This window comes from Arthrobacter sp. H-02-3 (assembly GCF_003097355.1).
GTDB classification, from domain to species: Bacteria; Actinomycetota; Actinomycetes; order Actinomycetales; family Micrococcaceae; genus Arthrobacter; species Arthrobacter humicola.
The window spans coordinates 135,114-157,716 of the sequence record NZ_PYUI01000006.1; the positions used below are offsets into that span (position 1 = coordinate 135,114).

21 protein-coding genes are annotated in these 22,603 nt (G+C 65.8%); 8 read left to right on the top strand and 13 right to left on the bottom strand.

Annotated elements, in window-relative coordinates:
* Positions 1 to 15: 15 nt before the first annotated feature.
* Entirely contained in the window at positions 16 to 1,077 is a 1,062-nt protein-coding gene (locus C9424_RS08260) for a hypothetical protein (RefSeq protein WP_116766396.1), read from the bottom strand.
* A gap of 266 nt (positions 1,078 to 1,343) precedes the next feature.
* Here C9424_RS08260 and C9424_RS08265 point away from each other — a divergent pair, with 266 nt between their 5' ends.
* Entirely contained in the window at positions 1,344 to 2,123 is a 780-nt protein-coding gene (locus tag C9424_RS08265) for an MBL fold metallo-hydrolase (RefSeq protein ID WP_237563360.1), read from the top strand.
* Between the two features lie 49 nt (positions 2,124 to 2,172).
* On the opposite strand, the gene C9424_RS08270 is transcribed toward C9424_RS08265, so the two are convergent.
* From C9424_RS08270 to C9424_RS08285, 4 genes are all read right to left on the bottom strand, one after another.
* Positions 2,173 to 3,147: a class I SAM-dependent methyltransferase gene (locus tag C9424_RS08270; RefSeq protein WP_161958210.1), complete on the bottom strand. Its 975-nt coding sequence runs from the start codon at positions 3,145 to 3,147 to the stop codon at positions 2,173 to 2,175.
* A 171-nt stretch (positions 3,148 to 3,318) separates the two neighbouring features.
* Positions 3,319 to 3,642, bottom strand: a complete 324-nt coding sequence (locus C9424_RS08275; RefSeq protein ID WP_116766398.1) for a carboxymuconolactone decarboxylase family protein — start codon at positions 3,640 to 3,642, stop codon at positions 3,319 to 3,321.
* Between the two features lie 91 nt (positions 3,643 to 3,733).
* Positions 3,734 to 4,591, bottom strand: coding sequence for an aldo/keto reductase (locus C9424_RS08280; RefSeq protein WP_116766399.1), 858 nt, complete (start codon positions 4,589 to 4,591; stop codon positions 3,734 to 3,736).
* Positions 4,588 to 5,004, bottom strand: coding sequence for a (R)-mandelonitrile lyase (locus tag C9424_RS08285; protein WP_116766400.1), 417 nt, complete (start codon positions 5,002 to 5,004; stop codon positions 4,588 to 4,590). Before C9424_RS08285 ends, C9424_RS08280 begins: the two co-directional genes overlap by 4 nt.
* Positions 5,005 to 5,226: 222 nt before the next feature.
* On the opposite strand from C9424_RS08285, the gene C9424_RS08290 reads away from it, so the two are divergent.
* On the top strand, positions 5,227 to 6,144 hold the full coding sequence (locus C9424_RS08290) for a helix-turn-helix transcriptional regulator (protein WP_116766401.1): 918 nt from the start codon (positions 5,227 to 5,229) through the stop codon (positions 6,142 to 6,144).
* A 74-nt stretch (positions 6,145 to 6,218) separates the two neighbouring features.
* Here C9424_RS08290 and C9424_RS08295 read toward each other — a convergent pair whose 3' ends face one another.
* The 3 genes from C9424_RS08295 to C9424_RS21415 form a co-directional block, all read right to left on the bottom strand.
* Positions 6,219 to 7,415 carry an MFS transporter gene (locus C9424_RS08295; protein WP_161958211.1) on the bottom strand — a complete coding sequence of 399 codons (1,197 nt, stop codon included), beginning with the start codon at positions 7,413 to 7,415 and terminating at the stop codon, positions 6,219 to 6,221.
* Between the two features lie 206 nt (positions 7,416 to 7,621).
* Positions 7,622 to 8,251 (bottom strand): PadR family transcriptional regulator, encoded by a 630-nt coding sequence (locus C9424_RS08300; protein ID WP_116766403.1) that lies wholly within the window; start codon positions 8,249 to 8,251, stop codon positions 7,622 to 7,624.
* A gap of 122 nt (positions 8,252 to 8,373) precedes the next feature.
* Positions 8,374 to 8,526: a hypothetical protein gene (locus C9424_RS21415; protein ID WP_161958212.1), complete on the bottom strand. Its 153-nt coding sequence runs from the start codon at positions 8,524 to 8,526 to the stop codon at positions 8,374 to 8,376.
* Positions 8,527 to 8,898: 372 nt separating this feature from the next.
* On the opposite strand from C9424_RS21415, the gene C9424_RS08305 reads away from it, so the two are divergent.
* Together C9424_RS08305 and C9424_RS08310 are read left to right on the top strand one after the other, a co-directional pair.
* Positions 8,899 to 10,155, top strand: a complete 1,257-nt coding sequence (locus tag C9424_RS08305) for a S1C family serine protease (protein ID WP_116766404.1) — start codon at positions 8,899 to 8,901, stop codon at positions 10,153 to 10,155.
* 49 nt (positions 10,156 to 10,204) lie between these two features.
* Complete coding sequence (locus C9424_RS08310; protein ID WP_116766405.1) at positions 10,205 to 10,642, top strand: DUF1003 domain-containing protein; 438 nt, start codon at positions 10,205 to 10,207, stop codon at positions 10,640 to 10,642.
* Between the two features lie 13 nt (positions 10,643 to 10,655).
* On the opposite strand, the gene C9424_RS08315 is transcribed toward C9424_RS08310, so the two are convergent.
* Positions 10,656 to 11,369 carry a TetR/AcrR family transcriptional regulator C-terminal domain-containing protein gene (locus C9424_RS08315; protein ID WP_116766406.1) on the bottom strand — a complete coding sequence of 238 codons (714 nt, stop codon included), beginning with the start codon at positions 11,367 to 11,369 and terminating at the stop codon, positions 10,656 to 10,658.
* A 270-nt stretch (positions 11,370 to 11,639) separates the two neighbouring features.
* Between C9424_RS08315 and C9424_RS08320 the strand changes: the two genes are divergently transcribed.
* From C9424_RS08320 to C9424_RS08330, 3 genes are all read left to right on the top strand, one after another.
* A complete protein-coding gene (locus C9424_RS08320) occupies positions 11,640 to 11,897 on the top strand; it encodes a hypothetical protein (RefSeq protein ID WP_091248726.1) in 258 nt (85 codons plus the stop codon).
* 5 nt (positions 11,898 to 11,902) lie between these two features.
* Positions 11,903 to 12,181, top strand: coding sequence for a hypothetical protein (locus C9424_RS08325; RefSeq protein WP_116766407.1), 279 nt, complete (start codon positions 11,903 to 11,905; stop codon positions 12,179 to 12,181).
* Positions 12,182 to 12,263: 82 nt separating this feature from the next.
* Positions 12,264 to 12,416, top strand: coding sequence for an LPXTG cell wall anchor domain-containing protein (locus C9424_RS08330; protein ID WP_116766408.1), 153 nt, complete (start codon positions 12,264 to 12,266; stop codon positions 12,414 to 12,416).
* 265 nt (positions 12,417 to 12,681) lie between these two features.
* On the opposite strand, the gene C9424_RS08335 is transcribed toward C9424_RS08330, so the two are convergent.
* The gene (locus tag C9424_RS08335) at positions 12,682 to 13,566 is read right to left on the bottom strand and encodes a carbon-nitrogen hydrolase family protein (RefSeq protein ID WP_116766409.1); all 885 of its coding nucleotides are present in this window, start codon (positions 13,564 to 13,566) and stop codon (positions 12,682 to 12,684) included.
* 344 nt (positions 13,567 to 13,910) lie between these two features.
* Here C9424_RS08335 and C9424_RS08340 point away from each other — a divergent pair, with 344 nt between their 5' ends.
* Positions 13,911 to 15,365, top strand: a complete 1,455-nt coding sequence (locus tag C9424_RS08340) for a purine-cytosine permease family protein (protein WP_116766410.1) — start codon at positions 13,911 to 13,913, stop codon at positions 15,363 to 15,365.
* A 66-nt stretch (positions 15,366 to 15,431) separates the two neighbouring features.
* On the opposite strand, the gene C9424_RS08345 is transcribed toward C9424_RS08340, so the two are convergent.
* The 3 genes from C9424_RS08345 to C9424_RS08360 all read right to left on the bottom strand — a co-directional run bounded on the left by C9424_RS08345 (position 15,432) and on the right by C9424_RS08360 (position 22,458).
* A complete protein-coding gene (locus C9424_RS08345; protein ID WP_116766411.1) occupies positions 15,432 to 17,411 on the bottom strand; it encodes an APC family permease in 1,980 nt (659 codons plus the stop codon).
* 193 nt (positions 17,412 to 17,604) lie between these two features.
* A complete protein-coding gene (locus C9424_RS08350) occupies positions 17,605 to 19,350 on the bottom strand; it encodes a phospholipase C (RefSeq protein ID WP_116766412.1) in 1,746 nt (581 codons plus the stop codon).
* A gap of 432 nt (positions 19,351 to 19,782) precedes the next feature.
* Positions 19,783 to 22,458, bottom strand: a complete 2,676-nt coding sequence (locus C9424_RS08360) for a PEP/pyruvate-binding domain-containing protein (RefSeq protein ID WP_116766414.1) — start codon at positions 22,456 to 22,458, stop codon at positions 19,783 to 19,785.
* Between the last annotated feature and the right edge of the window lie 145 nt (positions 22,459 to 22,603).

The window sequence follows — 22,603 nt, forward strand, 5'->3', positions numbered from 1 at the left end:
AACCCTCATGGGGCCCTACGGCCCTGTAAGGCGGGACAAAGCCACAACGGCGTAGCGGTCAGTGTCGCCGTGTCCACTTTGGCCGCTGCTGGCGCAAACGGTGTACGGCCTGTACGTGCTGTCTGTGTGCAGGAGGCGCACTGTCGCGCGGGTGGCGGGCTGAGCCTTTTCAACGGTGTCCCTAAAGGCGCGGTAATCGTCCGGATGGATGACGTGGGGGAGGTAGCCGAATCTCGGTGACTGGATGCCGAACCGCTGCCAAGAGCCGGACGTCATGAAGGTCTGCCAGCAGGTGGTGTCGACGGCCATCAGCACCCGCTCCTCGGCGAGTTCGAAGACGGCGCGTAGCAGGCTGCTGGACTGGAAGTCCCCGAAACCAGGCGTGATCGGGGACGGGGTGGCCTCCTGAACCTCACGTGTGATGGCACGCAGCCACTTGCCCTGCCGTTGTTCGTCAGGGATGACCCGACCGGACACCTCGAGGTTCTTGATCCCGGGCAAAGCAGACGAGAATCTGGTGATGATCTTGTACGGCACCAGGTAGCGTTGTGCGTTCATCGAAGTGATGGCCGCGTCGATGGTCACCTTCATCCGGGTTCTGTCCTCAGGGGAGATCAGTTCGCTGACCCATTGGTTCATGTCCCCGGTGGGGCTCTCCCCGGAACGATCGATCTCGTAGATGGCGAAAAGGTCATCATTCCAGGACGTTTCAATGTGCCCGGTGGAGGAGATCGTCCACTCCAGGGCGCCGATCGGCGGGCGCGGTGGCGGGTTGTCTCCCGCCGCAGTGTAGACGGCCAGAACTGCAAGAACCGTGTTCGTCATCGGAGAGCTAATCGGCACTGCGAGAACATGGTAATTGATGCCCCGATGATGGACGGGGTCGTGGATTTGCCGTCCGGTCTCAGCGACGCCTTTGATCCGGTCCATCAGCAGTTCGCGGCCCAGCGGATCGAGGTTCTTGCGGACACTGGACCCTGAGTAGTTCACCGCACCGATGCTCAGGAGACCGGGCTGCTCCTTGTTGAGATAGTCCACCAGGACCCATCGGCCTCGCGTGTCGCCTAACGTGTTCATGACTCCTGCGCCCGTCGCTCATATAGGGTCGTTGCCGCCGCGCATTATGACGCAACCAATTGGCATGACCAGGGGGCCATCTTCCACCATTTGGGGCTTATGTCATATTTTTGTCAAAACCGTGCCGCCAAGGGCCAAGGATCACGACTTGTGGATTTGAGTTTGCCTGAACCGATTGGCATCATATGTCTACCAAGCCCATCTGGCGGATGCCCGGCAGGCTGTACAAAGCGTCATCTGATCACCATCTTCAGGAGTACAGTCCTTTGCCCGACCCTTTTGCGCATTCCGGCCACACCGCATGGCAGCCCTCATCGCAGGTTTCCGAACCGGCTCCAGGCTTCTTCTTTGTCGAAGGCCCGGCATCCAACTGGATCATCGTCCGGGACGAGTCCGGTTTCATCCTCGTTGACAGCGGCTACCCCGGCGACACGGACTTCGTCCTGAAATCCATCGATTACGCCGGGCTGAAGCCGGCCAAGGCCCGCGCCATCCTCATCACGCATGGTCACGTCGACCACACAGGGTCGGCGGCCCTGTTTTCCCGTACGTTCGGGACCCCGATCCTGTGCAGTCCGGAAGAGCTGGCACACGTCCAGGGACACGAAAAGCACCAGGTCGGCCTGGGACAGGTTGTCCTCCGCGCCTGGCGTCCGCGCGTCCTGCGCTGGATGAGTCACGCGATCAGGGCCGGCGCGCTGAACGCCGATCCAGCCACCGAGGCCCGGGCCTGGACGGCGGAGCAGCTCCGGGAACTCCCGGGCAGCCCTGAGGCGATCCTGGTTGCCGGCCACACGCCGGGCAACGCCTCCATCTATTTCCGCGGCGCCGGGGTGATCGCCACCGGCGACTCCTTGATCACCGGGCACCCCCTGACTCGGCAAAGAGGCCCGCAGATGCTCCATCCGATGTTCCATACCGAGCCGGGCACCGTGCTGTCCGCGACCCATGTCCTCGACGGCGTAGAAGCGTCGGTCATTCTTCCGGGCCACGGTCCCGCTTTAGCCATGCCCCTCTCCCACGCCTTGGCATCCCTCCGCGCCTGACGCCTCAGTCCGGGCTCGTCCCCGCTGTCGGCCGCGTTCGGCAGCGGCTTCACTGCACCACGGCAATCGCGAAGCCACCCCACGCGCGCTTCTTCGTGGTCTCACGACCGAGCACATGCTGTTCGAGGATCGCCAACCCGCAGGATCGGAGAAGTTCGGACAGGCGCTCCCGCGACGGCGGTGTGCTGTCCACACCGAACTTCAACGGCTCGCCCACTGCTTTGGCCGCCGCCCTCCCGTACCGCCAGTACAGCATGGTCGATTCGAGAGTCTCGGTCGTGAAGTAGTCGAAGGCGAGCAGGCTGCCCCGGGCGCAGCCCGCGACCTTGCTCAGCGTGTCCTCGATCGCTGCCTGCTCGAGGTACATTGTCACGCCTTCCCAGAGGAACAGCACCGGGCGTCCGGGGTCGAACCCGGCGTCGGCAAGTTTGGCGAGCCAGTCATCCTTCTCGAAGTCAGCAGGCACGAACGTGACCTTGCGTGCGTCGATCCCTGCCTTGTCCAGCATGGCGCGTTTGACCGCCTGTGTCTTCGGGGCATCGACCTCGAAGGAGCTGACGGGCGTGTCCTGCGGGAGGCGGTAGGGGCGCGTGTCGAAACCGGCGCCGAGGATGACCAGCTGGTCGATGGCGGGAAGGAAGCGGTCCACGGCGCTGTCGAAGAACGTGACCCTGGCCGACGCCTCGGCCTGGGGAGGGATCCTGCCCTCGAAGGGGTACCGGAAGGTCTTCGAGACGTAGCCGGTGACGCGGTGCGCCAAGACCGTCGGCCAGAATGCCAGCCGCATGCCCAGCCAGGGCACGCCGGGCAGGACGGGCAACAGCAGGTTCGCGGCCTGGTCTTCGCGCACGCCGAAATTGTGCATCGCCCACCTGGCCGAGAGCGGGGCTTGCGCACTGGTCGACACACCGGACGGTTTCGCGGCCCGGAGCTTGCCCACCCAGATCGCATAGCCGAGTAGCGAGACCGGTAGCAGCACAATACTGAGCGCATAGAAGGCGACGGCGGCACCTGTCTTGCGCATTTCCCGTTCCTTTCGACTCGTGGTGCTACCGGAGGTCATGGAGTCTGCGTGGTCGCTTCTGAGCAGGTCCCGGCGCTGGGCGGGTTCATTCCCTCATACTGCTCCCACTCCACGGCGGGCGCCATGCCCGTCCGGCTCCTTTCCAGGGCGCGACCACGCCCGGAAACGCGTTCACGGGGCGGCGAAGATTTCCTTGGCCACCGTAATGGCGGACATCGCCTTGGGCCAGCCGGCGTAGAAGGCCAGATGGATGATGGTCTCTTTGAGTTCGGTCTCGGTCAGGCCGTTGGCCTTGGCCCGGACGAGGTGTCCGCGGAGCTGTTCGGTGCTGCCGCTGGTGATGAGGCTGGCGACCGTGACGAGGCTGCGGTCCCGCGGGGAGAGTTCGATTCGTTCCCAGATATCGCCGAAGAGCACACGGTCTGTGAGGTCAACGAGTTTGGGGGCGAAGTCGCCGATGAGTTGCTGGGCCCGGGTCTGGTTTGAATCGCTCATGGTGGAGTCCTTTCGGGAGATGTGAAGAGCAGGTTGGTAGTCGCCGAGCGGAGATGAAGCTGGCGGGCTTGTCCGCTCTGAAGGAGCAGGGTCAGTCGATCCTGCGGCCTCCCAGCCAGCTGACCATGGCGGGGTCGCGGTGGTCGAAGAAGAGGCTGGCGCCGGTGTCCAGGGTGGCGATCTGGCTCATCTGCTCGTCGGTGAGGGTGAAGTCGAAGACATCAAGGTTCTGGGCCATCCGATCGGGACGCACGGACTTGGGGATGACGACGACCTCGCGCTGGATGAGCCAGCGGAGCACGACCTGGGCGACAGACTTGCCGTGGGCCTCGGCGATGGCGCTGAGGACCGGATCGGTGAACAGGTTGTTCTTTCCCTCGGCGAACGGCCCCCAGGATTCGATCTGGACGCCGCGTTCGCGCATCAGCGCCTGATCGGCGGCGCGCTGGTGGAAGGGGTGGGTCTCGATCTGGTTGACGGCCGGGACGATCTCGTTGTGGTCGATGAGATCAACCAGCCGGTCCGGGTGGAAGTTGGACACGCCGATGGCACGGGCCAGGCCTTCCTTGTTGATGTCCTGCATGGCCCGCCACTCGCTGTAGTAGTCCCCGAGCGGCTGGTGGATCAGGTACAGGTCGAGGTAGTCCAGGCCGAGCCGGCGGAGTGAGTTTCCGAAGGCCCGCTTCGTGTCCTCTTGAACGCTGCCGGTCGGGGCGTGCTGGATCCAGAGCTTGGTGGTGACGAAGAGTTCCTCGCGCGCGATTCCGCTCGCCTTGATCGCTGCGCCCACGGCTTCCTCGTTGCCGTAGGAGGCCGCCGTGTCCAGGTGGCGGTAACCGGCCGCGAGGGCGGCTTCGACGGCGGCCTGGGTTTCGCCGTCGGGGATCTGGAAGACGCCGAAGCCCAGGATCGGCATCTGGACGCCGTTGTTGAGGGTCACGGTTTTCATGGGGTTTCCTTTGTTTGGGTGTGGGCTGTTTCGTAGTCCTGGTCGGTGACGGGGTCAAGCCAGGTGGCGCTCTGCCCGTCGTGATGCTCGACCATGGCCAGGTGGCACATCATGTTGTCCCTGGTGGCGCCGTGCCAGTGTTCCTCGCCGGGCGGGGTGTGGACCGTGTCCCCGGGGCGCATGGCGATGACTGTGCCGTCGCGGGTGCCGACGAGCCCGGTCCCGTCGGTGCAGTGCAGGGTCTGGCCGAGAGGGTGGGAGTGCCAGTTTGTGCGGGCGCCCGGGGTAAACCGGACCATTGCAGCCACGAGTCTGGAGGGGGCCTCGCCGTTGTGCAGCGCGTTGACGAAGACGTCTCCCGTAAACCTCGACGTCGGGCCCTTGGCCGCGGGGGTGGGAGGTGTGAGCTTCATTCGGGATTCCTGTATTCCTGTGGTCATGTGTCGTTTGCTTGTGGATCTTCGCTGCTGCATTTGCTGTAGTTGCTCTGCCCGGCGAGAACGGCGCCGAAGACGGCGAGGCAGAAACGGAACTTATTCAAGGGAACCAGCCCTCGCGTGCCCGCGGGAGTGTCTGTTGTGCGGTGTACTGCCAGTTCCTGTTAGAGCCACAAAGGGTCTCGTAACGTAGTAGCCATGGACAACAGCAAGGACGTCCGCGAGTTCCTGACGAGCCGGCGGTCACGCATCACGCCGGCCCAGGCCGGGATACCCGCCTACGGCGGGGCCAGAAGGGTGCCCGGGCTCAAACGCGAGGAAGTCGCGATGCTTGCCGGCGTCAGCACGGAGTACTACGCCCGCCTCGAACGGGGAAACCTTCGAGGCGTGTCCGACTCCGTCCTCGAATCCCTCGCACGCACCCTCCAGCTCGACGAGGCTGAGCGCACCCACCTGCTGGACCTGGCCAGGGCCTCCGCGCCATCGGAGGCCCCGGCCGCGCGCCGGCTGCGGACAGAAGTGCGCCCGAGTGTGGAACGGATCCTGGCTGGGATGACGGGGACGCCGGCCTACGTCCGCAACGCCAGGATGGATATCGTGGCCGCGAACAGCCTGTGCTTCACCCTGTACACGGACATCCTTAGCCCTGCGACGCTGCCGCTGAACCTCGCACGGTTCATGTTCCTCGACCCGCGGTCACAGGACTTCTTCGTTGAATGGCCCACCCTTGCAGATGATCTTGCCGCTGCCCTCCGCACCGAATCCGGACGCAGCCCACACGACAGGGCCTTGAGCAACCTCATCGGGGACCTCGCCACTGGAAGCACGGAATTCTCGACACGATGGGCACGGCACAACGTCCGCTTCCACCGCTCAGCCCGCAAGACCCTTCGCAACCCGCTCGTTGGAGAAATCGAACTCACCGGCGACGCACTCGAGCTCCCCGGCGAGGGCCTGACCCTCATCGCTTACACCGCTGAACCCGGAAGCCATGCCCAGGAGCAGCTCGACTTCCTCACCCGCTGGAGTGCAACCGGAAAACGCCCGATCGAACCGGCTCAAGCCAATCCGCAGGCCGCAATGACCAGACCGTCCGAAGGGGACTCGCGGGACTGAACATGGTCGCCACGTATCGCGCGGACAAGGCCCAGTTGCTGGTCCTGGAGTCCTGACCGGCAACGCCCGGGCTCTCAGGAGGGCCGACGTTTTGCCGCGGAAGGCCCGTCCCTTCGAGCGCGAAGGACGAGCAGCATGGCCAGTCCTGCCAGGGTGACGGCGCCGAATCCGATGATGGCGGACGAGATGCCGAAGGCTTCCGCGCCCAGCCCCAGCAGGGCCGAACCGAACGGGGTGGTGCCGGCCAGCAGCAGCACGAACAGGCTCATGACCCGGCCGCGGAGCCGGTCCGGCGTGAGTCCTTGGAGACGGGTGTTGACTGTGGTCGTGAACACCGTGCCGCTGAGGCCGGCCAGGGCCATGAGCCCCAGACTCACCGGGTAGGACTGCGAGATGCCCAGGAGGATCAAAATCGCTGCAAGGACAGCGCCCGAGACGATCATCCGGCGATCGTTGCTGCCGCCTACAACGACCAGGCCGATGCCGGCTACCAGGGAACCGGCACCGAACGCCGACATGAGCGCGCCGAAGCCGACGGACGCCACGTTCAGCACGTCGCGGGCCAGCAACGGCGCTGCCACCGGCCAGTTGTAGCCGAATGTCCCCACCACGGCCAAGGCCCCAAGGACAAAGAGGACGGCGGGGGTGTGGAGGACATACTGCAGGCCCTCGCGCAGGGCGCCGTGACGGGCCGGTTTGCTCCGGGAGAGGCGAAGCTCGCCGGTGCGCAGGACCAGCAACGCGGTCAGTGCCGCGGCAAAGCTGGCCGCGTTCATGAAAAAGACCGCCGCGGCCGAAAGCTGGGCGACCGCCAGCCCGCCAAGGGCGAAGCCGATCATCCGGCTGGAATTGAACTGCACACTGTTCATGGCCACGGCATCCGGCACCAGCGTGAGGCCCACCATCTCGGGGACAAACGCCTGCTGTGCGGGATTGTTGAACGCGTTGGAGACTCCAAGGATGAACGCCAGGAGGGCTAGTTGCCAGATTTGCGGGGACCCGGTCAGGGCGAGAAAGCCAAGGACAAGCGCCTGCACCGTGGCGAGGGCCTGGGCTGCCAGCATTATTGTGCGCTTCGGGAAGCGATCGGCCAGGACTCCCGCCGGCAGCACGAACAGCAGCAGCGGCAGGAACTGCAACGTGGTCACCAGACCCAGCACTGCCGGTGACCCGCTGATGTCCAGCACAAGCCAGGCCATCGCCACCATCTGCATCCAGGTGCCCGTGCCGGAGATGAGCTGCCCCGTCCAAAAGAGCGCAAAGTTCCGCACCCGCAGCGCCCGCAATAGGTCAACCGCACGCCGCGGAGGCGGAGCCCCGGGCGCCATTCCGGGCACCGGCGGGCCCGTGCTGTCAGGGCCCGCGCTGTCCGGACTCAGGCTGTCAGGCGGCATCACCGATCTGCCTCTCCATGGGTTCCCCGCCGCATGAGCTCTTCGCGCCGGTTTCTCCCGACGAAGGCTCCGGAATGCGGGGTCTAGTCGGCGAGGATGTGGTACAGCGCGCGGCGGGTTTCGTCGATTTTCTCCATCGCGGCATTGCGCTGTTCCTCGGTGGCCGAGAAGCGGAACTGGTGGATGACGCCCATGAGCTTTCCTACGCTCTGGTGAAATGCCGGTCCGGATCCCTGGGGATCGGTGTTCCACGCATTGTCCAGCTCCTCGGCGTGGTCGGCTACATAGGCCTTGCCCGCATCGGTGAGAGTGAATTCCGTGCGCCGGCCTTCACTGACGGGCGTGATGAGTTCTTCATCAACGAGCTGCTGCAGCGTCGGGTAGACGGAGCCCGGGCTTGGACGCCAGGCCCCGGACGTCTTCTCCGCGATTGTCTTGATCAGGCCGTAGCCGTTGGATGGTGATTCGGCCAGGAGGGAGAGAATCGCCGAACGAACATCGCCCTTGTTGGCCCGACGTGAACCGCCGGGACCAAACCCGGGACCAAACCCGGGGCCAAAGCCCGGCCCGGGACCGGGCCCGAATCCTGGCCCAAACCCGCGGCCCGGCCCGAAACCGCCGTGTCCGTGGGGTCCGCGGCGGCTTCTGCCGCGCCCGAAGCGTCCCTGGGCGGGTCCGCCGTCCGTGAATTTGTCGTCGTGAATGCCTTTCATACCGGCATCGTCCTTCCGTTTGAGGTGCGTTCCTCAGATGATCACCGATCCTTCGGCGATAGTTAACGATATATCGAAGACTGTCGCCGGTCAACGGTCAATTTAGCTGGATGATCGTCAGCTCAGCCCTTCCGCGGGCTCTCCTGTGTCCACGGCGTGTCGCCCGGGACCTCCCAGGTGGTGCCGAGGATGGCGGTCAAGGCCATGGCGACCAGCGCCGCCTTGAGTCCGGTGCCGCCGGCCGTCAGCGGCGGGATGGGGCGGTAGACGATCATCGGGGTCCTCCTTGGAGCGGTGTTCCTGTAACCACTTTCCTGCCGCGGAATTGTCGGGGGCTGAGGGGAACCTTTGCCCTGGCTGTGCAGCGGCCTGTCAGGCGTCGCCGGCGAAAAGGCTCACAGTCTGTTCACAGCGGCGCGACAGACGGTCGACAGTCCCGGGTTTGAGGATGGGGACACAGCTTGACCGGGACTCCGGGGGGCGGACGCAGCATCGGGGGTGCGTCCGCCCCAAGCCCACGAATGCCAGCCGGCGTCCCCTGGCGGCCCCGGCCGGCAGTGGACGTTCACGGAAGACATGAGTACACGTTCGCCCGCAGGTCAGGCGGGAGGTCGACACAGGCAATAACGACGAGATCAGGATGACCCATGAGCGAGCACGACCATCTCACGAACAGCGACAACGCACGAGCCGGTGCAGACCCGGCACGGCAGGAGGCGCCCCGGGCCGGAACAGTCGCGGCAACCGGCCGGAAACCCGGGAAGCGGGTTGGCACCGGCGTGTTCGTTGCCTGCCTGGTGGCCGCTGGTGCCTTCGGCGGGGGTGTGGCTGCAGCGGCGACGTCGATCTGGAACACCGCAGCCCCGGCAGCCGGCACCACCCAAACGACCCAATACACGCCGGTGATTGTCAACAATCCCGAGAGCGTCAACGCCGTGACAGCGGCCGCACAGAAGGCCTCGCCCAGTGTGGTGACCATCAGCGCCAGCTCCGGCACTTCCGGCGGTACCGGATCGGGCATCATTCTGGACACGTCCGGCAACATTCTGACCAATACCCACGTGGTCACCCTGGACGGACAGGCCGCGAACGCGGCCATTGAGGTTCGGACGAACGACGGCAAGGTCTACCCCGGGACCATTGTCGGAACGGATCCGCTCTCGGACCTGGCCATCGTCCACATCACTGCCCCGGGGCTGGTGGCGGCATCCCTGGGCGACTCCGGCAAGGTCAAGGTCGGTGACACCGCCATTGCTATCGGAGCACCCCTGGGGCTGAGCGGAACGGTGACGGACGGCGTCGTTTCGGCAGCAAACCGCACCATCGAGACCGCTTCCTCGGCCGCGCCCGGCTCGCAGAGCGGGTCCTCCGGTGCCGCGCAGGATTCCATCAGCATCAACGTCATCCAAACGGATGCGGCCATCAACCCGGGAAACTCCGGCGGCGCCTTGGTGAACACCAGCGGCGAGATCATCGGAGTCAACGTGGCCATCGCCTCGGCCGGATCCACGTCCTCCTCCTCAGCCCAGTCGGGGAACATCGGCGTCGGCTTCTCCATCCCGGTCAACAACGCGAAACGCGTCGCCCAGGAGATCATCGGCACAGGCACGGCCACGCACGGCCAGCTCGGCCTCTCGGTGCAGGACAAGGCCGCGGGAACCTCGTCGGGATTCACGACCGGGGCAGAGGTGGCTGCCGTGACCCCGGGCTCCGCGGCGGACAAGGCCGGCTTGAAAGCCGGCGACGTGATTACCGAGCTGGGCGGCCGGACTGTGACTGATGCTTCCGAGCTCACGGCGGCAGCGCGGGAACAGGCCGCCGGGGCCACCGTCAAGGCCACTTTCGACCGCGACGGCGGGCAGCACAGCACTGACGTCACCCTCGGCGCGGCCACCGCGGGCTGACGCCGCGGCCCGCCGGGCCCACATCGGAGTCCCGGCGTTAGGGTGGGGCATGATCGATAAGCGAAAGACCTGGCACGAAACCCATAAGGAATCCTTGACGCGGGGCCAACGGGCTGCGGATGTCATGCGGAACGGGATGGGCAGCTGGCCGTTCGTCGGCGATTTCATCGGCTTCATGATCGTGTGGGCGGCAGTCAACAGCTGGGCGCTGGCGAACAACGCCTGGGATCCGTATCCGTATATTCTGTTGAATCTCTTTCTTTCGATGCTGGCGGGGCTGCAGGGAGCGATTCTTCTGATCGCGGCCAAGCGGCAGGACGCGATTGCCGCAGCGATGGCCCAGCACGACCGCGACACCAACGTGAAGTCCAAGGAGGAGATCGACCTGCTGATGGCCATCAACAGTCAACAGCTGGAGATCCTTCGCGAGCTGCGGGCCCTTGCGGGCGCCGGAAACGTCAGGATTGATGCCGGCGCCGGCGCTTAGGGTTTCTCGACCGTCAGAGTTTGGCCGGAGCTTCCGGCAGCGAGAGGCGCGCGGCCAGGCCTGAGAGCAGGATGGTGATTCCTTCATCCAGTTCAGCCATCCCGTCGTAGTCGACGAGCACCGGGGCGAGGGCGCGGAGGTGAGGGAAGTCCTTCGGTGGCAGGCGGTGCAGGCCCAGGCGGAGAAGCGCTTCGTTTTCGTCGGGGTCAACGATGAATTCCTGCAGTTCGTTGAGGATGTGCCCGTAAAGGAATCCGTAGTAGGCGCGGTAGACGTGCAGTGCATCGGCGGGCGCGAATCCGGCGTCGATCAGCAGGGACAGGATCTGCTCCAGCGGCCGCAGTGTCCCAAGCGGCCTGAGGCCCAAGGGCGTTGATAGGGGCCGGGTCACGAGGAGGGGCACAACATTGGGGTGCCGGAGCGCCAGGAGCCGCAGGTCGTGGGCAATGCGGCGGAGCTGCGCCTGCCAGTCGGGATCATCGGGAAAGATGGCCAGTTCATTCAGGACGAGTTCTGAGACTCCGTCCAGCAGTGCTGCGCGGTTTTCGGCGTAGCGGTACAGGCCCATGGGATCCCGTCCCAGTTCCTGGCCGAGCCTGCGCATGGTGAGGGCGTCGAGTCCTTCAGCGTCCACCAGGGCCAGCGCCGCGGACAGAACAATCTCACGACTGAGCCGCTTCTTCTTGCCGGTTGCCGCTGGGGGCGCCGGGTTCGCTTCGGGCGACATCGTGTTCCGTTCGGGTCGGGGACAAGTCACGCTGCCAGGACAATAGACAGGTTGCTTAATATGTAGTCTACGCCTACAGTCTACATTGTAGACAAGTTGCTTGGCTGACCTCCGCGGCACGTGGATTTCCGGCCCGATAACCTTCTATCCCCGGATCTGCGGCGACGCAGCAGCCCGGGATCATGCTTCGACGCCGCGTGCACGGCCTTGAAGTCCAGCTGCTGTAGCCACACGGCGGCACAGACTGCACCGCGAGGAAACGAGCCACACATGGCAACTTCTCACTATGACCAATTCCTGCAGGAAGCCACCACCCGTGACCCTGCATCCGATCGCGCACTGGGCCGGGACCCGCTCTACGGGCTGTACACCAGCTGGTGCTTCCTGAGCCAGGCCGCGCCCCGCTCCGAAGACGCATTCTGGGCGGCCATGAAGAAGAAACAGGTCCACCCTAAGGGCACCGGCCTCCGCATGAAAGGCCCGGCCGCGGCGGACTACATCCTGGCCAGCTACCCGGTCCTGGTCTGAGCCGGATGTCAATCACGTCCAACACTTACCTGCCCCGGGACGCCCATCAGCCCCGGGGCCGCCGGCCCTGGTGCGCGAGCTGCGACACCGACCGGCACCTGACCGCGGACTCCGTCACCATGATGAATCCGCGGCAGGAGACCCTTGCCGCCGCCATCAGCTGCACCCAGTGCGGCAACTCGCATGTGGTGGCTACGACTGCGGCCTTCCTCGCAGCCATCCCGGGATGGGACGGGGACAGTGGCGGCTCCGTACGCCGCGACGACGCCTACCGCCACTGCTAGGAGCCGATGTCCGCGGTGGAGCCGGCCAGCGCCCTGCCCAAAATGCCATCCGCGACCTCTGGCGTGGCTTAGGCTTTACGGCATGGGACTAATAATCACACTACTTATCATTTGGCTCCTTCTTTCGATCCTTGGCTTCGCCGTGAAGGGCCTGCTTTGGCTGGCCATCATCGGCTTGGTGCTGCTCGTGGCCACGGCTGTTTGGGGCTGGGTGAAGCGGAAGGCCAAGGCCTGAGGCTCAACTGATCTCCTTGGGCGGCGGCCGGTCCAACACACACGGGACCGGCCGCCGCTTTCGTGTATGCCCTGACTTTGCGGGGCGCTGTGGGCGTCGCTGTTGCCCATTGCCGGAAGCCAGCGGCCGCCGGTGCGCACGGAGCGGGCCAGCATGGAATCCCACGTGTTGATGGCGTACTCGTCGTCGGCGCTCCACGGACCGGTCCACACTTCGACTGCGTCGGCTTTGTCGTATCCGAACTTCCAGCGGCAGGCGGGCCAGGCTACGGCTGGTGCTTCGTGTGGGCTTCCGGTGTCCAGGTAGCTGGGGTGATTCTGCCGCCATAGATGGGGAGCTCGATGGGAGGGTCATCGGTCCGGAACTGCGACCACATCCGGTTCAATCCTGCAGTACCTTCTGAACGGACCCGCCCCGGGTGCCCCATGTCCAGCGCTGCGGAGAGCACGCAGGGGGAGTCGTCCGGGGCTTCGGACAGGACGGCGCCCTCGGGGTCCACGATGATGCTGCGTCCCTGGCCGGTGGGCCCGGCGCAGTTGACGCTGATCATGAACACCTGGTTGACGATTGCGTTGGCGCGGGCGAGGATCAGCTCCTGGGCCCGGTCCGGGGTGGTGGTCTTGACGACATTGATGATGACGTCGGCTCCCATCCAGGCCAGCTGGCGGGTGACCTCGGGGAACCAGGCGTCGTAGCAGATGGACAGGCCGGCCCTGCCGAATCCGGGTAGATCGACCGTCACAAAAGTGTCTCCGGGGTCGTAGGGTTCGAACGGGCGCCAGGGGAAAATCTTTCGGTAGCTTGCCGCCAGGGCACCCTCGGGGGAGAGGACCAGGGACGTGTTGAACAGCTGTCCATGCGGCCCGCGTTCGCAGATGCTCCCGGGGACCAGCCAGAGCTTGAGGTCTCCGGCGAGTTGCCGCAACTCATTGACGAGCGGCCCGTCGAGCGGCTGCGCGGCCTCCTGGAGCGCTTCGGATCGTTGTCTGTCCGGGATTCCGTCGCTGAACAGGTGGAGTTCGGGAAAGACCATCAGCTGCGTTTCGGGCACGTCCGCCAAGACGCGAGCGGCTTCATCGGCGAACGCGGGGAAGGGCTCACCGATCGGGCGCGGAGGGGCCTGGACGGCTGCAACGGCAAGGTGGGACATCAGCGGTTACCTTCGAACGGACGGTTACGGGAGAAGGCCGACGGCGGGATCGGCTCCCATCGCCCGCTCCGCTTCCGGCCGCCCGCCGGTCTGTGGGGCAAGAGACCCGATGATGCCTGCCGTTGAGCCCAGTAGTGCCCTCCGGCAGCTCTTGACATTCGCACAATATGGCGACCACGATTCTGTCATCCCCACCCGGGGAACGACACGATTCGAGTTTACTCTCGTCCGCGATCTGCATGTGATTCGCTTCATGCCCTCTCGGCGACCCCGCGGGTTCCGGTCGCCGAACCCCTCAGCCCCGCACCGATGCTGGCAGCATCGCACGATCCAGGAGACAAGTCATGAGTACAGCCACAGGTCCGGCGGCGGGCAGGGGACTCGAAGTCCGGTCGATTGACTATGTTCCGCTCAATGAGCGGCATGGAAAGGTCTCGAACATCGGGCCGCTGTGGTTCATGAGCAACGCCCAGATCGCCACGCTCGCGGTCGGACTGATCAGCATCACCACCGGCGGAAACCTGATCTGGTCATTGATCGCGATCGCCATCGGCGTGCTCGTAGGCACCCTGTTCATGGCGGCGCACTCCTCCCAGGGGCCGCAACTCGGATTGCCTCAAATGATCCAGTCCCGTCCGCAGTTCGGGTACGTGGGGGCCCTGCTGGTCTGGCTGTTCGCCTACCTGCAGTACGCGGGATTCAATGTCTTCAACACCGTCCTGGCCGGCGAGGCCGTGACCGGGTCCCTTCACATCGGAAACGCAACCCTCTGGTTCTGGGTCATCACGATCATCGCCGCCGCCGTCGCACTGTTCGGCTATGACCTGATCCACGGCTTCGAACGCTATCTGACCTACCTGACCATCATCATGCTGGCGCTGCTGACGGTGGCTGTCCTCACCCACCTTGACCTGCCCGGCGGCGCGTTTAACCTGGCCGATTTCCATCTGGTCCCGTTCCTGGGTCAACTGGGCGTGGCCGCCGGCTACCAGATTTCCTGGGCGATTTACGTCTCCGACTATTCCCGCTACCTCCCCCCGGATTCCGGCCGCAAGACTTTCAAGTGGACGTTCTGGGGAAGCGCCCTCGGCGGTATGTGGGTCATGTTCCTGGGCTCGTTCATCGCCGCGGCCGCCGGCGCGGACTTCGAGACTATCGGCTCGATCCAGGACACCGCCAACAAGCTGTTCCCGGGGTTTGGATCGATAGCGCTGTTCATCGCAGCCCTAGGGCTCGTGTCGGTCACGGCGCTGAATATGTATGGCGGGTCCCTGACTCTGATCTCCTCCATCGACAGCCTGCGCCGCATCCGGCCGACAGTCAAAATCCGCGTCGTCACGATCGTGATCACCGCGGCCATCTCAATCATCTTCGCCAACGTCGCGTCCGCCGATTTCCTCGTCAACTTCAACGACTTCCTGCTGCTGGTGCTGTACTTCTTCATCCCGTGGACAGCGGTCAACCTGACCGACTACTTCGTCGTCCGCAAGGGCCACTATGCCATCGCGGAGATCTTCCACCCGCACGGCATTTACGGACGCTGGGGCTGGCCCGGAATCACGTCTTACCTCGTGGGCTTCCTGGTCATGATTCCCTTCTTCTCCGCCGGAAAACTCTTCGTCGGACCCGCGGCCGAGGCAATGGGTGGCGCTGACATCTCCCTGTTCATTGGCCTGCCGGTCTCGGCCGTTCTCTACTGGGCACTCACCCGCCGCATCGACACGGCTGCGGAATGGCGCCTGGCAAAGACCCAGGCAGCCGAACTTGAGGAAGCCGCGAAGATGCACGTCGAGCCCTAATCCGGCGTCGAGCCCCAGTCCGGCGCAGGAACAGACGGGTGGGTGCGGCGGCCCACCCGGCGGCCATCAGCCGACGTGGATGCCCGGGCGGAGGGCCGGGTCGTGTTCGACCTCGCGGAGGATCTCACGCACCAGCGGGGCCGTGTCGCCCTGGCCCAGGAACAGGTACCGCATGAGATGACTGATCGGGTTCCCTTCCGACCACTCGAAATAGCATTGGGGCTTGGTGGCGGTCGAGTCGCGCATGGCCAGAAGGACCGCTGCGATCGCGTTCGGCACCGCCGGCGACTTCACCCGCAATACCCGGTAGCCGCCCACTTCGATACCTTCGACCCGGAGCGTGTGGCTGAACGCCGACGGGTCGGAGATCTCCACCTCCAGGAAGATGACGTCCGCCGGACCCGGGACCGGGTTCAGGCCGCGCTGTTCGTACTCCTTGTCGGCATACTCGGCCTTGTCGCCGGCCTGGCGCTTGTTGGCAATGACGTTCAGCTGGCCGTCGAAAGCGATCGAGTCGGTGATGAACTGCCGGGCTGCCTCGTCGAACTCGATGGTTTCCAGGCGCAGTTCGGTGGTGCGCTTCACCCGCGAGATCAGCGAGACGATGATGATGCCGGCGATGAAGAATGCCGAAATCGCAATGCCGTCGGGCTTTTCGATGACGTTGGCGCCCAGTGCGTACAGCAGGACCAGGGTCAGCGCGCCGAATCCCAGGGTCCCGGCACGGCTGTGCCGGCGGACCGCTGAGACGGTCACGGCGACCGCACCGGAGACCATCATGGCCAGGATGCCGGTGGCGTAGGCGCCGGCCTGGGCGTTGACGTCGGCGTTGAAGGCGATGGTGATGCCGACGCTCAGCACGGTGTAGACGATCACGACCGGGCGGACGGCCCGGCCCCATTCCGGTGCCATGCCGTACGCGGGGAGGTAGCGGGGCACGATGTTGATGAGCCCGGCCATGGCGGAAGCGCCGGCGAACCAGAGAATCAGGGCGCTGGAAATGTCGTAGACGGTGCCGAATCCGGCGCCGAACAGGTCGTGGGCGAGGAACGCCAAGGCGCGGCCGTTGGCCTGTCCGCCGTCCTGGAATTCCTTGGCCGGGATCATGACCGTGGTGAGGAAGCTGGTGGACATCAGGTAGACGCTCATGATGGCCGCCGCCGTGGTGAGGAGTTTGCGGGTGTTCTTGACCCTGGAGGCCATGACCTCCTCCGGGGTGTTCCCGGTGGCTTTGATCAGCGGCATCATGGACACGCCGGTCTCGAAGCCGGAGAGCCCCAAGACCAGCAGCGGGAAAGCGATGACTGCCGGACCAATGAGGCTCATCGGCCCGCCGCCGGCACTGGAGAGCAGCCGGTCCTGCCAGCCGGCGATCAGGGAGGGGTCCGAGAAGACGTGTGCGAACCCGGCGGCGACGACGGCGGCGTTCAGAAGCAGGTAGACAGCCACAAGCGGGATGGCGACGCCGACGGCCTCATTGAAGCCAAGAAGGAATACCCCGCCCAGGATCAGCAGCAGGATCACCGTGATGATGACGGCACTGCCCTTCAGGCCTTGCGGGATCATCGGATTCTCCAGCAGGTGCACTGTGGCGTCGGCGCCCGAGAGGGTGATGGTGATGATCCACGAGGTCGCGACGAACCCGAGCAACAGCAGGACGAAGAACTTGCCGCGCCAGAACGGCAGTAGCTTCTCCAGCATGGCAACCGACCCCTGCCCGTGCGGGCTCTCCTGCGCAACGCGGCGGTACATGGGCAGCATGCCCAGCAGGGTCAGTGCCACGATCAGCAGGGTCGCCAGCGGGGACAGGGCGCCGGCGGCCAGGGCCGCGATGCCTGGTAGGTAGGACAGGGTGGAGAAGTAGTCGACGCCGGTCAGGCACATAACCTTCCACCAGGCGTTGGGCTTGTGATCTTCCTCTGCTTCGGGGCCGGCCGGTGCGACCTGGTTGGCGAGCAGCCAGCGGACCAGGGGTTTGCGGTCCGGGGCTGCGGCCTGCTTAAGGTCAACCTGGGCCGGTACGGCGTGGTCAGAAGTGGTCGTCATGGGGTCTTTCCGTCAGTGGCCGGGCGTCTGCAGGGCCGGAACAAAGCACAGGGACCGGCCAATTCTAGTGGCCGTCCCTCCGGCCGGCTGTCAGCTGGAGGAGGGTACCGGAAACGCCACCCGGCTGCCGGCCGGATGGCGTTTCCTGCAGTGATGTTTTCCTGGCGGCCACAGACCGGTCCGCTGCGGGCAGTTACTCCCCGGAGTTGCTGCCGCGGTTGTTGCCGCCGTCGTCGTGTCCGGAGTTGCTGCCGTCCTCTGTATTGGTGATGGAGGCGACGGCGCCGGTTTGTTCGTTGAGCAGGACTTTGTCGGTGCGCTGCCTGTCGAAGTTGAACATGGCGTTCACCGAGCCGGCTGTCGCGTCCGCGGAGGCGTCGCCGATTTGGCCGGTGTGCCAGTTGTCTTCGATGAAGCGCAGGATCGAGGCCTGGTCCGTCTGGGTGTGGTCCACATAGTTCTTCTTCGCATACGGTGAAATGACCACGAGCGGCTGGCGGGGGCCGGGGCCGCAGCGGTCAGCGTAACCGCCGGCCATCGGGATCCCGCTGGCCGCAGCGGTCTGGCACCAGGCGGCGTCGTCGGCGGAGTTTGAGGAGTTCTTCACCTTGGCGACGGCGTGGTCGTACCAGCCGTCCGAGTCGTCGTAGGCGAGTACCACGGCCGTGTTCTCCCAGTTCTTGGAGTTCTGGATCTGGTTCACGGTGTTGGTGATGAAGTTCTGCTCGTCGACCGGGTCAGAATAGGCGGCGTGGCCGTCCTGGTACATTCCCGCCTTCAGGAAGGACACGGCGGGCATGTTGTCGGTGTTGACCACCTTGTTGAAAGCGGTGAGGTCGTACTGGTGGTTCGCCTGGCCGTTGTGGCCGATTTCCGCGTCCGACGCCGGCGCCAGGTGGTGCGGGTTGGCGGTCGAGGCGTAGTACTGGAACGGCTGGTGGTGCGGGGAGTAATCAACGACGCTGGCTCCGGCGGCGTTCGTGTGGCTGGACAGGCACGACGCCGGCGTGGTCCCTGTAGCGGCAGTGGTCGGTGTGAAGCCGCCCTGGAACCAGCCCCAGGATGTGCCCTTGGCGCTGAGAAGGTCCCCGATGTTCCTGCCGGTCATGCCGGCCAGGTTGTTGGTTTTGGCGTGGCTATTGTTCGAGCAGTCGTCGTAGACCGGGTCCGGATCGTTGATGACGGTGCCGACGCCGTTCGCGTCAGGCTGGCGGACAGTGCTGCTTCCGGCTGCCGGTGTGGCCACGGGTTGCCCGGCGGCGGTGTATTCCGTGGCCCCGTGGGTCTGGCCCGAGACCAGGTTCAGCGCGCCCGGAGTGGATGGCCCGAAGACGGTGCTGAAGTGGTTGTCGCTCATGGCGTAGTTCTGGGCGTAGTTCCAAATGCCGGTGACGGTGTTGCCGTCGTAGTAGTCCATGGTCAGCCCGGGGCGGCCGTACTGGTTGGTGCCGCAGGAGTCCCGGCTGGTGAACTGGACAAACCGGTCCATCGCGCCGCCGTTGTACGCCTTCTGCTCGGCAGTGTACCCATGGTCCTGGTCGCAGGTGACGGCCTGCATCGGCGAGAGCCGGGCCGGCTGCACCGCGTTGGGATTGTTCGGTGCCAGGAGGCCCGCTGTAGCCAAGGTGTTGATGTCCTTGGGCGTGTTCTTCGCGGCGGTGAAGGAAGCTGCTGCGGTGCCCGTGCCTTGCTGGGCTTCACCCGGGGTGTTGGCGGCTTGGGGGTAGGTGGCGAAGTAGTGGTCGAACGAGACGTTCTCCTGGAAGATCACCACCACGTGCTTGATCGGCGTCGCGGTGCCGCTGTGATTTTCGCCGGCAGAGGCCGGCCCTGCGCCGAAGCCGATCGCTCCGGCTGTCAGCGCCGTGGCCGCCAGGGCTGCAGCGCCCGTGGCGGCGGCGACGCGCTTTCGGGTAAAACGTTGTGCTGGATGAGGCATGGGTTATCCAATCGTTCCGGTTCAGGGGTACCGGCCGTCAAAGGCCGGCTTCGCATTCATCGCCGACGGTAGGGGCTCGTCATGAATCCGCGGTAAACGGCACGAGGCCAAAGAAAGCCTGCTTAGTGTCGGTCGCCATGGATGGGCCGGGATCCGCCGTGTCGCGGTCCGGCCGCCGCCGGATTGCCCTATTTGGCGGGGGTAACGGCGGCTTCGCAGGTGAGGACTTCGGCGCCGCCGCCTTCGTCGCCGTTATCGGGTGCCACCTTCATCGTGAGGTGATTCCCATTGGGCGTTGCCCTCGTGCTGGTCAGTGTTGCCTGCCGCCTGGGCGGCCGCGGTGGCGCAGGTGTCGAATCTCGGACATGATGCGGCCCGTAGCCACGCGAGGGTGGCGGCGGGATGTGAGCGGGCGGAGCAGTTGCGCAGGGCTTAGGCGGATCCACCGTCCGCTGGGCGAGGCCCCCGCTCGATCGTGACGGTGCCGGCATCGCCGTCGACCCGGATCCGCTGGCCGCTGGTCAGCCTCTGGGTGGCCACGCCGGTGCCGAGCACGGCCGGGATGCCGTACTCCCGGGCGACGATCGAACTGTGGCTCAACGGGCCGCCGACGTCGGTGACCACGGCGGAGGCCATCGCGAACAGCGAGGTCCACGCGGGAGTGGTGATGCGGGCGACCAGGACGTCGCCGGGAACCATCGTCGCGAAATCCTCGGGTCCTCGCAGGACGCGGGCGGGAGCGCTGACCCGGCCCGAGCTGGCGCCGGTGCCTTTGATGACGTCGCCCGGCTGCTGTTGTGAGGCTGCCGGCATCATGGACCCGAAGGCCCGCTCCATCCACCGGCTCTCGGGCAGCAGTTGCGGGGCGGAGGCCTTGGCCTGGCCCCGCCAGAGCATCCTGCGCTCCTCGATGGCGGCCGCCCGGACGGGCCGGTCTGCCCCGGTAATGGCCACGGCCGCCGCGGCGCCCGGCGCGGCGAGGCCGAACTCGACGGCGCTTCGCAGCTCCCGGTGGCGGAGCCAGAAGACGTCGCCGGGCTCGGCGATGACGGTGGAGCCAACCAATCGTTGGCCGAGTTCGAGCAGCATCCGCCGCAGCAGCGGCCAGGCCAGTCCGACGTCGGCCAGGGCGTCCTCGCGGATCGGAGCGGCATTCTGCGCCCACCGGAGCAGCCGGAGGAACGCGGCCCGACGCCGCGGCCCAAGCCGGGCGGCCGTTCGGCCGGTTTCCTCTTCCCGGCGGGCGGCCAACAACCGCTGGCGCTCATGCGGGTCCGTGCCTTGTCCCCGCAGGTAGAACTTCACCGTCTCCAGCAGCGGCGAGGGATCATCTGCGGGCACCGGGCAGACGAAGTCCAAATTGTAGACTGCATGGCCGTACCGGCCGAGGTGGTCCTGGAAGCGGGGACGCCATTGCCCCCAGAGTGCCTGGTCCATGGCGGCCGGCGGCACCCCGGTGCGCTGCGACTCGACCAGGGCCGGCGTCGGTGCGTTGAGGATCGCCGTGGCGAGTCCCGGAACACCCCGGACCCAGGCTGCGAGGTCGTACAGCGACTTCTCGGCCCGGATGGGTTCGCTGTCGTAGCCGAGGAGGAACGTCTGGGCCGGGGCGTCTCCGTTGCGCCGAACTAACTTGTCGTAGTAGGCCCGGAAGGAGATTTCGCTTGTCGCGGCGACCGGAATGATTGACTGAACCGCCGTGTAGTAGACGGTGCCGGCATCCAGCAACGTCTGCACACCCTCCAACAATTCCTCCCCGGAGAGCCCCCCGAGGGGCTTCGCCGACCAGTCCTTGATAACCCGTTCGTAGCGGGGATGCGAATACTCCCGCCAGCCGGCCACTCCCATGTGCGCCGTGCCGCGGATCAGCGCGCGCATCGCAGCCAGCGACATGGCCGTCACGCGCAACATTGCCGAGGTGCGGTAGTAGTAATAGGCGTAGCCATTAATGGTGGGCAGTCCGACGTCGTCCTCCCCGATGACGTTCTTGCCGATGGCGCCGGCCATCAAGGCCCTCAGCGACCGGGACACCGAGCCGTCAATGAGATCGGCGAACAGCGGTGAGAGCGGGTCAGGCAGCTGTTCCACGATGCTCGCCCGGAAGTAGAGCCCCTTCGGATAGGGCACCGGCCACGTGTCCGGAGCATCAGCTGCCGGTTCCGGCAGTGCGGTGATCGGGCGGGATTGCAGGAGGAAGAACTCGCCACCGGCCCGTGCCCACTCGATGTCCTGCGGGGCCCCGAAATGATCCGCGATCCGGGTTCCGTAGCCGGCCAGCTCGGCCGCGGCCTGGTCGTCGAGTACGGGCTGACGACGGCGGCCCGCCGGCACAGGCTGCTCCCGGGTGCCGTGGTCCGCGACGACGGTCATGACTTCCTTGTCGGCGGTCCGGCGCGAGAGCACACGGCCAGAGCCCGCTTCGACGACGACGTCATCGGTGGTGACCGTGCCGCTGACCACGGATTCGCCCAGGCCCCACGCGGCGCTGATCACGATCTGGTCGCGGCGCCCGTTGGCCGGATTGGCGGTGAACATCACCCCGGCGGCGTCGGCCTCGACCATCCGCTGGACCACGACGGCGAGGCGCACCGCGTCCGGTCCGATGCCTTCGCGGGCTCGGTAGGCCATGGCGCGCGCCGTCCACAGGGAGGCCCAACAATCGGTCACGGCCGCGGCCAAGGCTTCCGCCCCGACGACGTTGAGGTAGGTTTCCTGTTGCCCCGCGAAGCTGGCGGAGGGGAGGTCCTCGGCCGTGGCGGAGGAGCGCACCGCCACGGCTGCATCCCCGTCGCCGATCAGCCGGAAGGCGGCACCGAGCTCAGTTGCGATAGCGGCCGGCATGGTTCCGCCGGCGAACAGGGCGCGGATCCGGTTCGAGGCATCCTCGTAATCCTGTGGCGATGCCAGCGGTGACAGCGAGGCGAGCTCACGGATGCCGGCCTGAAGGCGATTGGCTTCCACAAAATCCGCGTAGGCTGCGGTGTTCAGCACGAACCCCGGGGGAACCGGCAGCCCGGCCTGAACGAGGCCGCCCAAGCCGACGCCTTTGCCGCCGGCCATGGCGACGTCGCCTTGTCCCACATCGCCGAGGTTGTTGATGTAGGTCATGACCGAGCACCTTTCTGCCGGGAGCCGGGGCGCCATCATTGAGCGTGACTCTCAACATACTGGCACTGCCGCAGGCCGGGGGCCATAGCTGCAGCCGTTGCCAAAGCCCCATGCTGCGCGGCCGGGGACCGCCTCACGCGGGCCG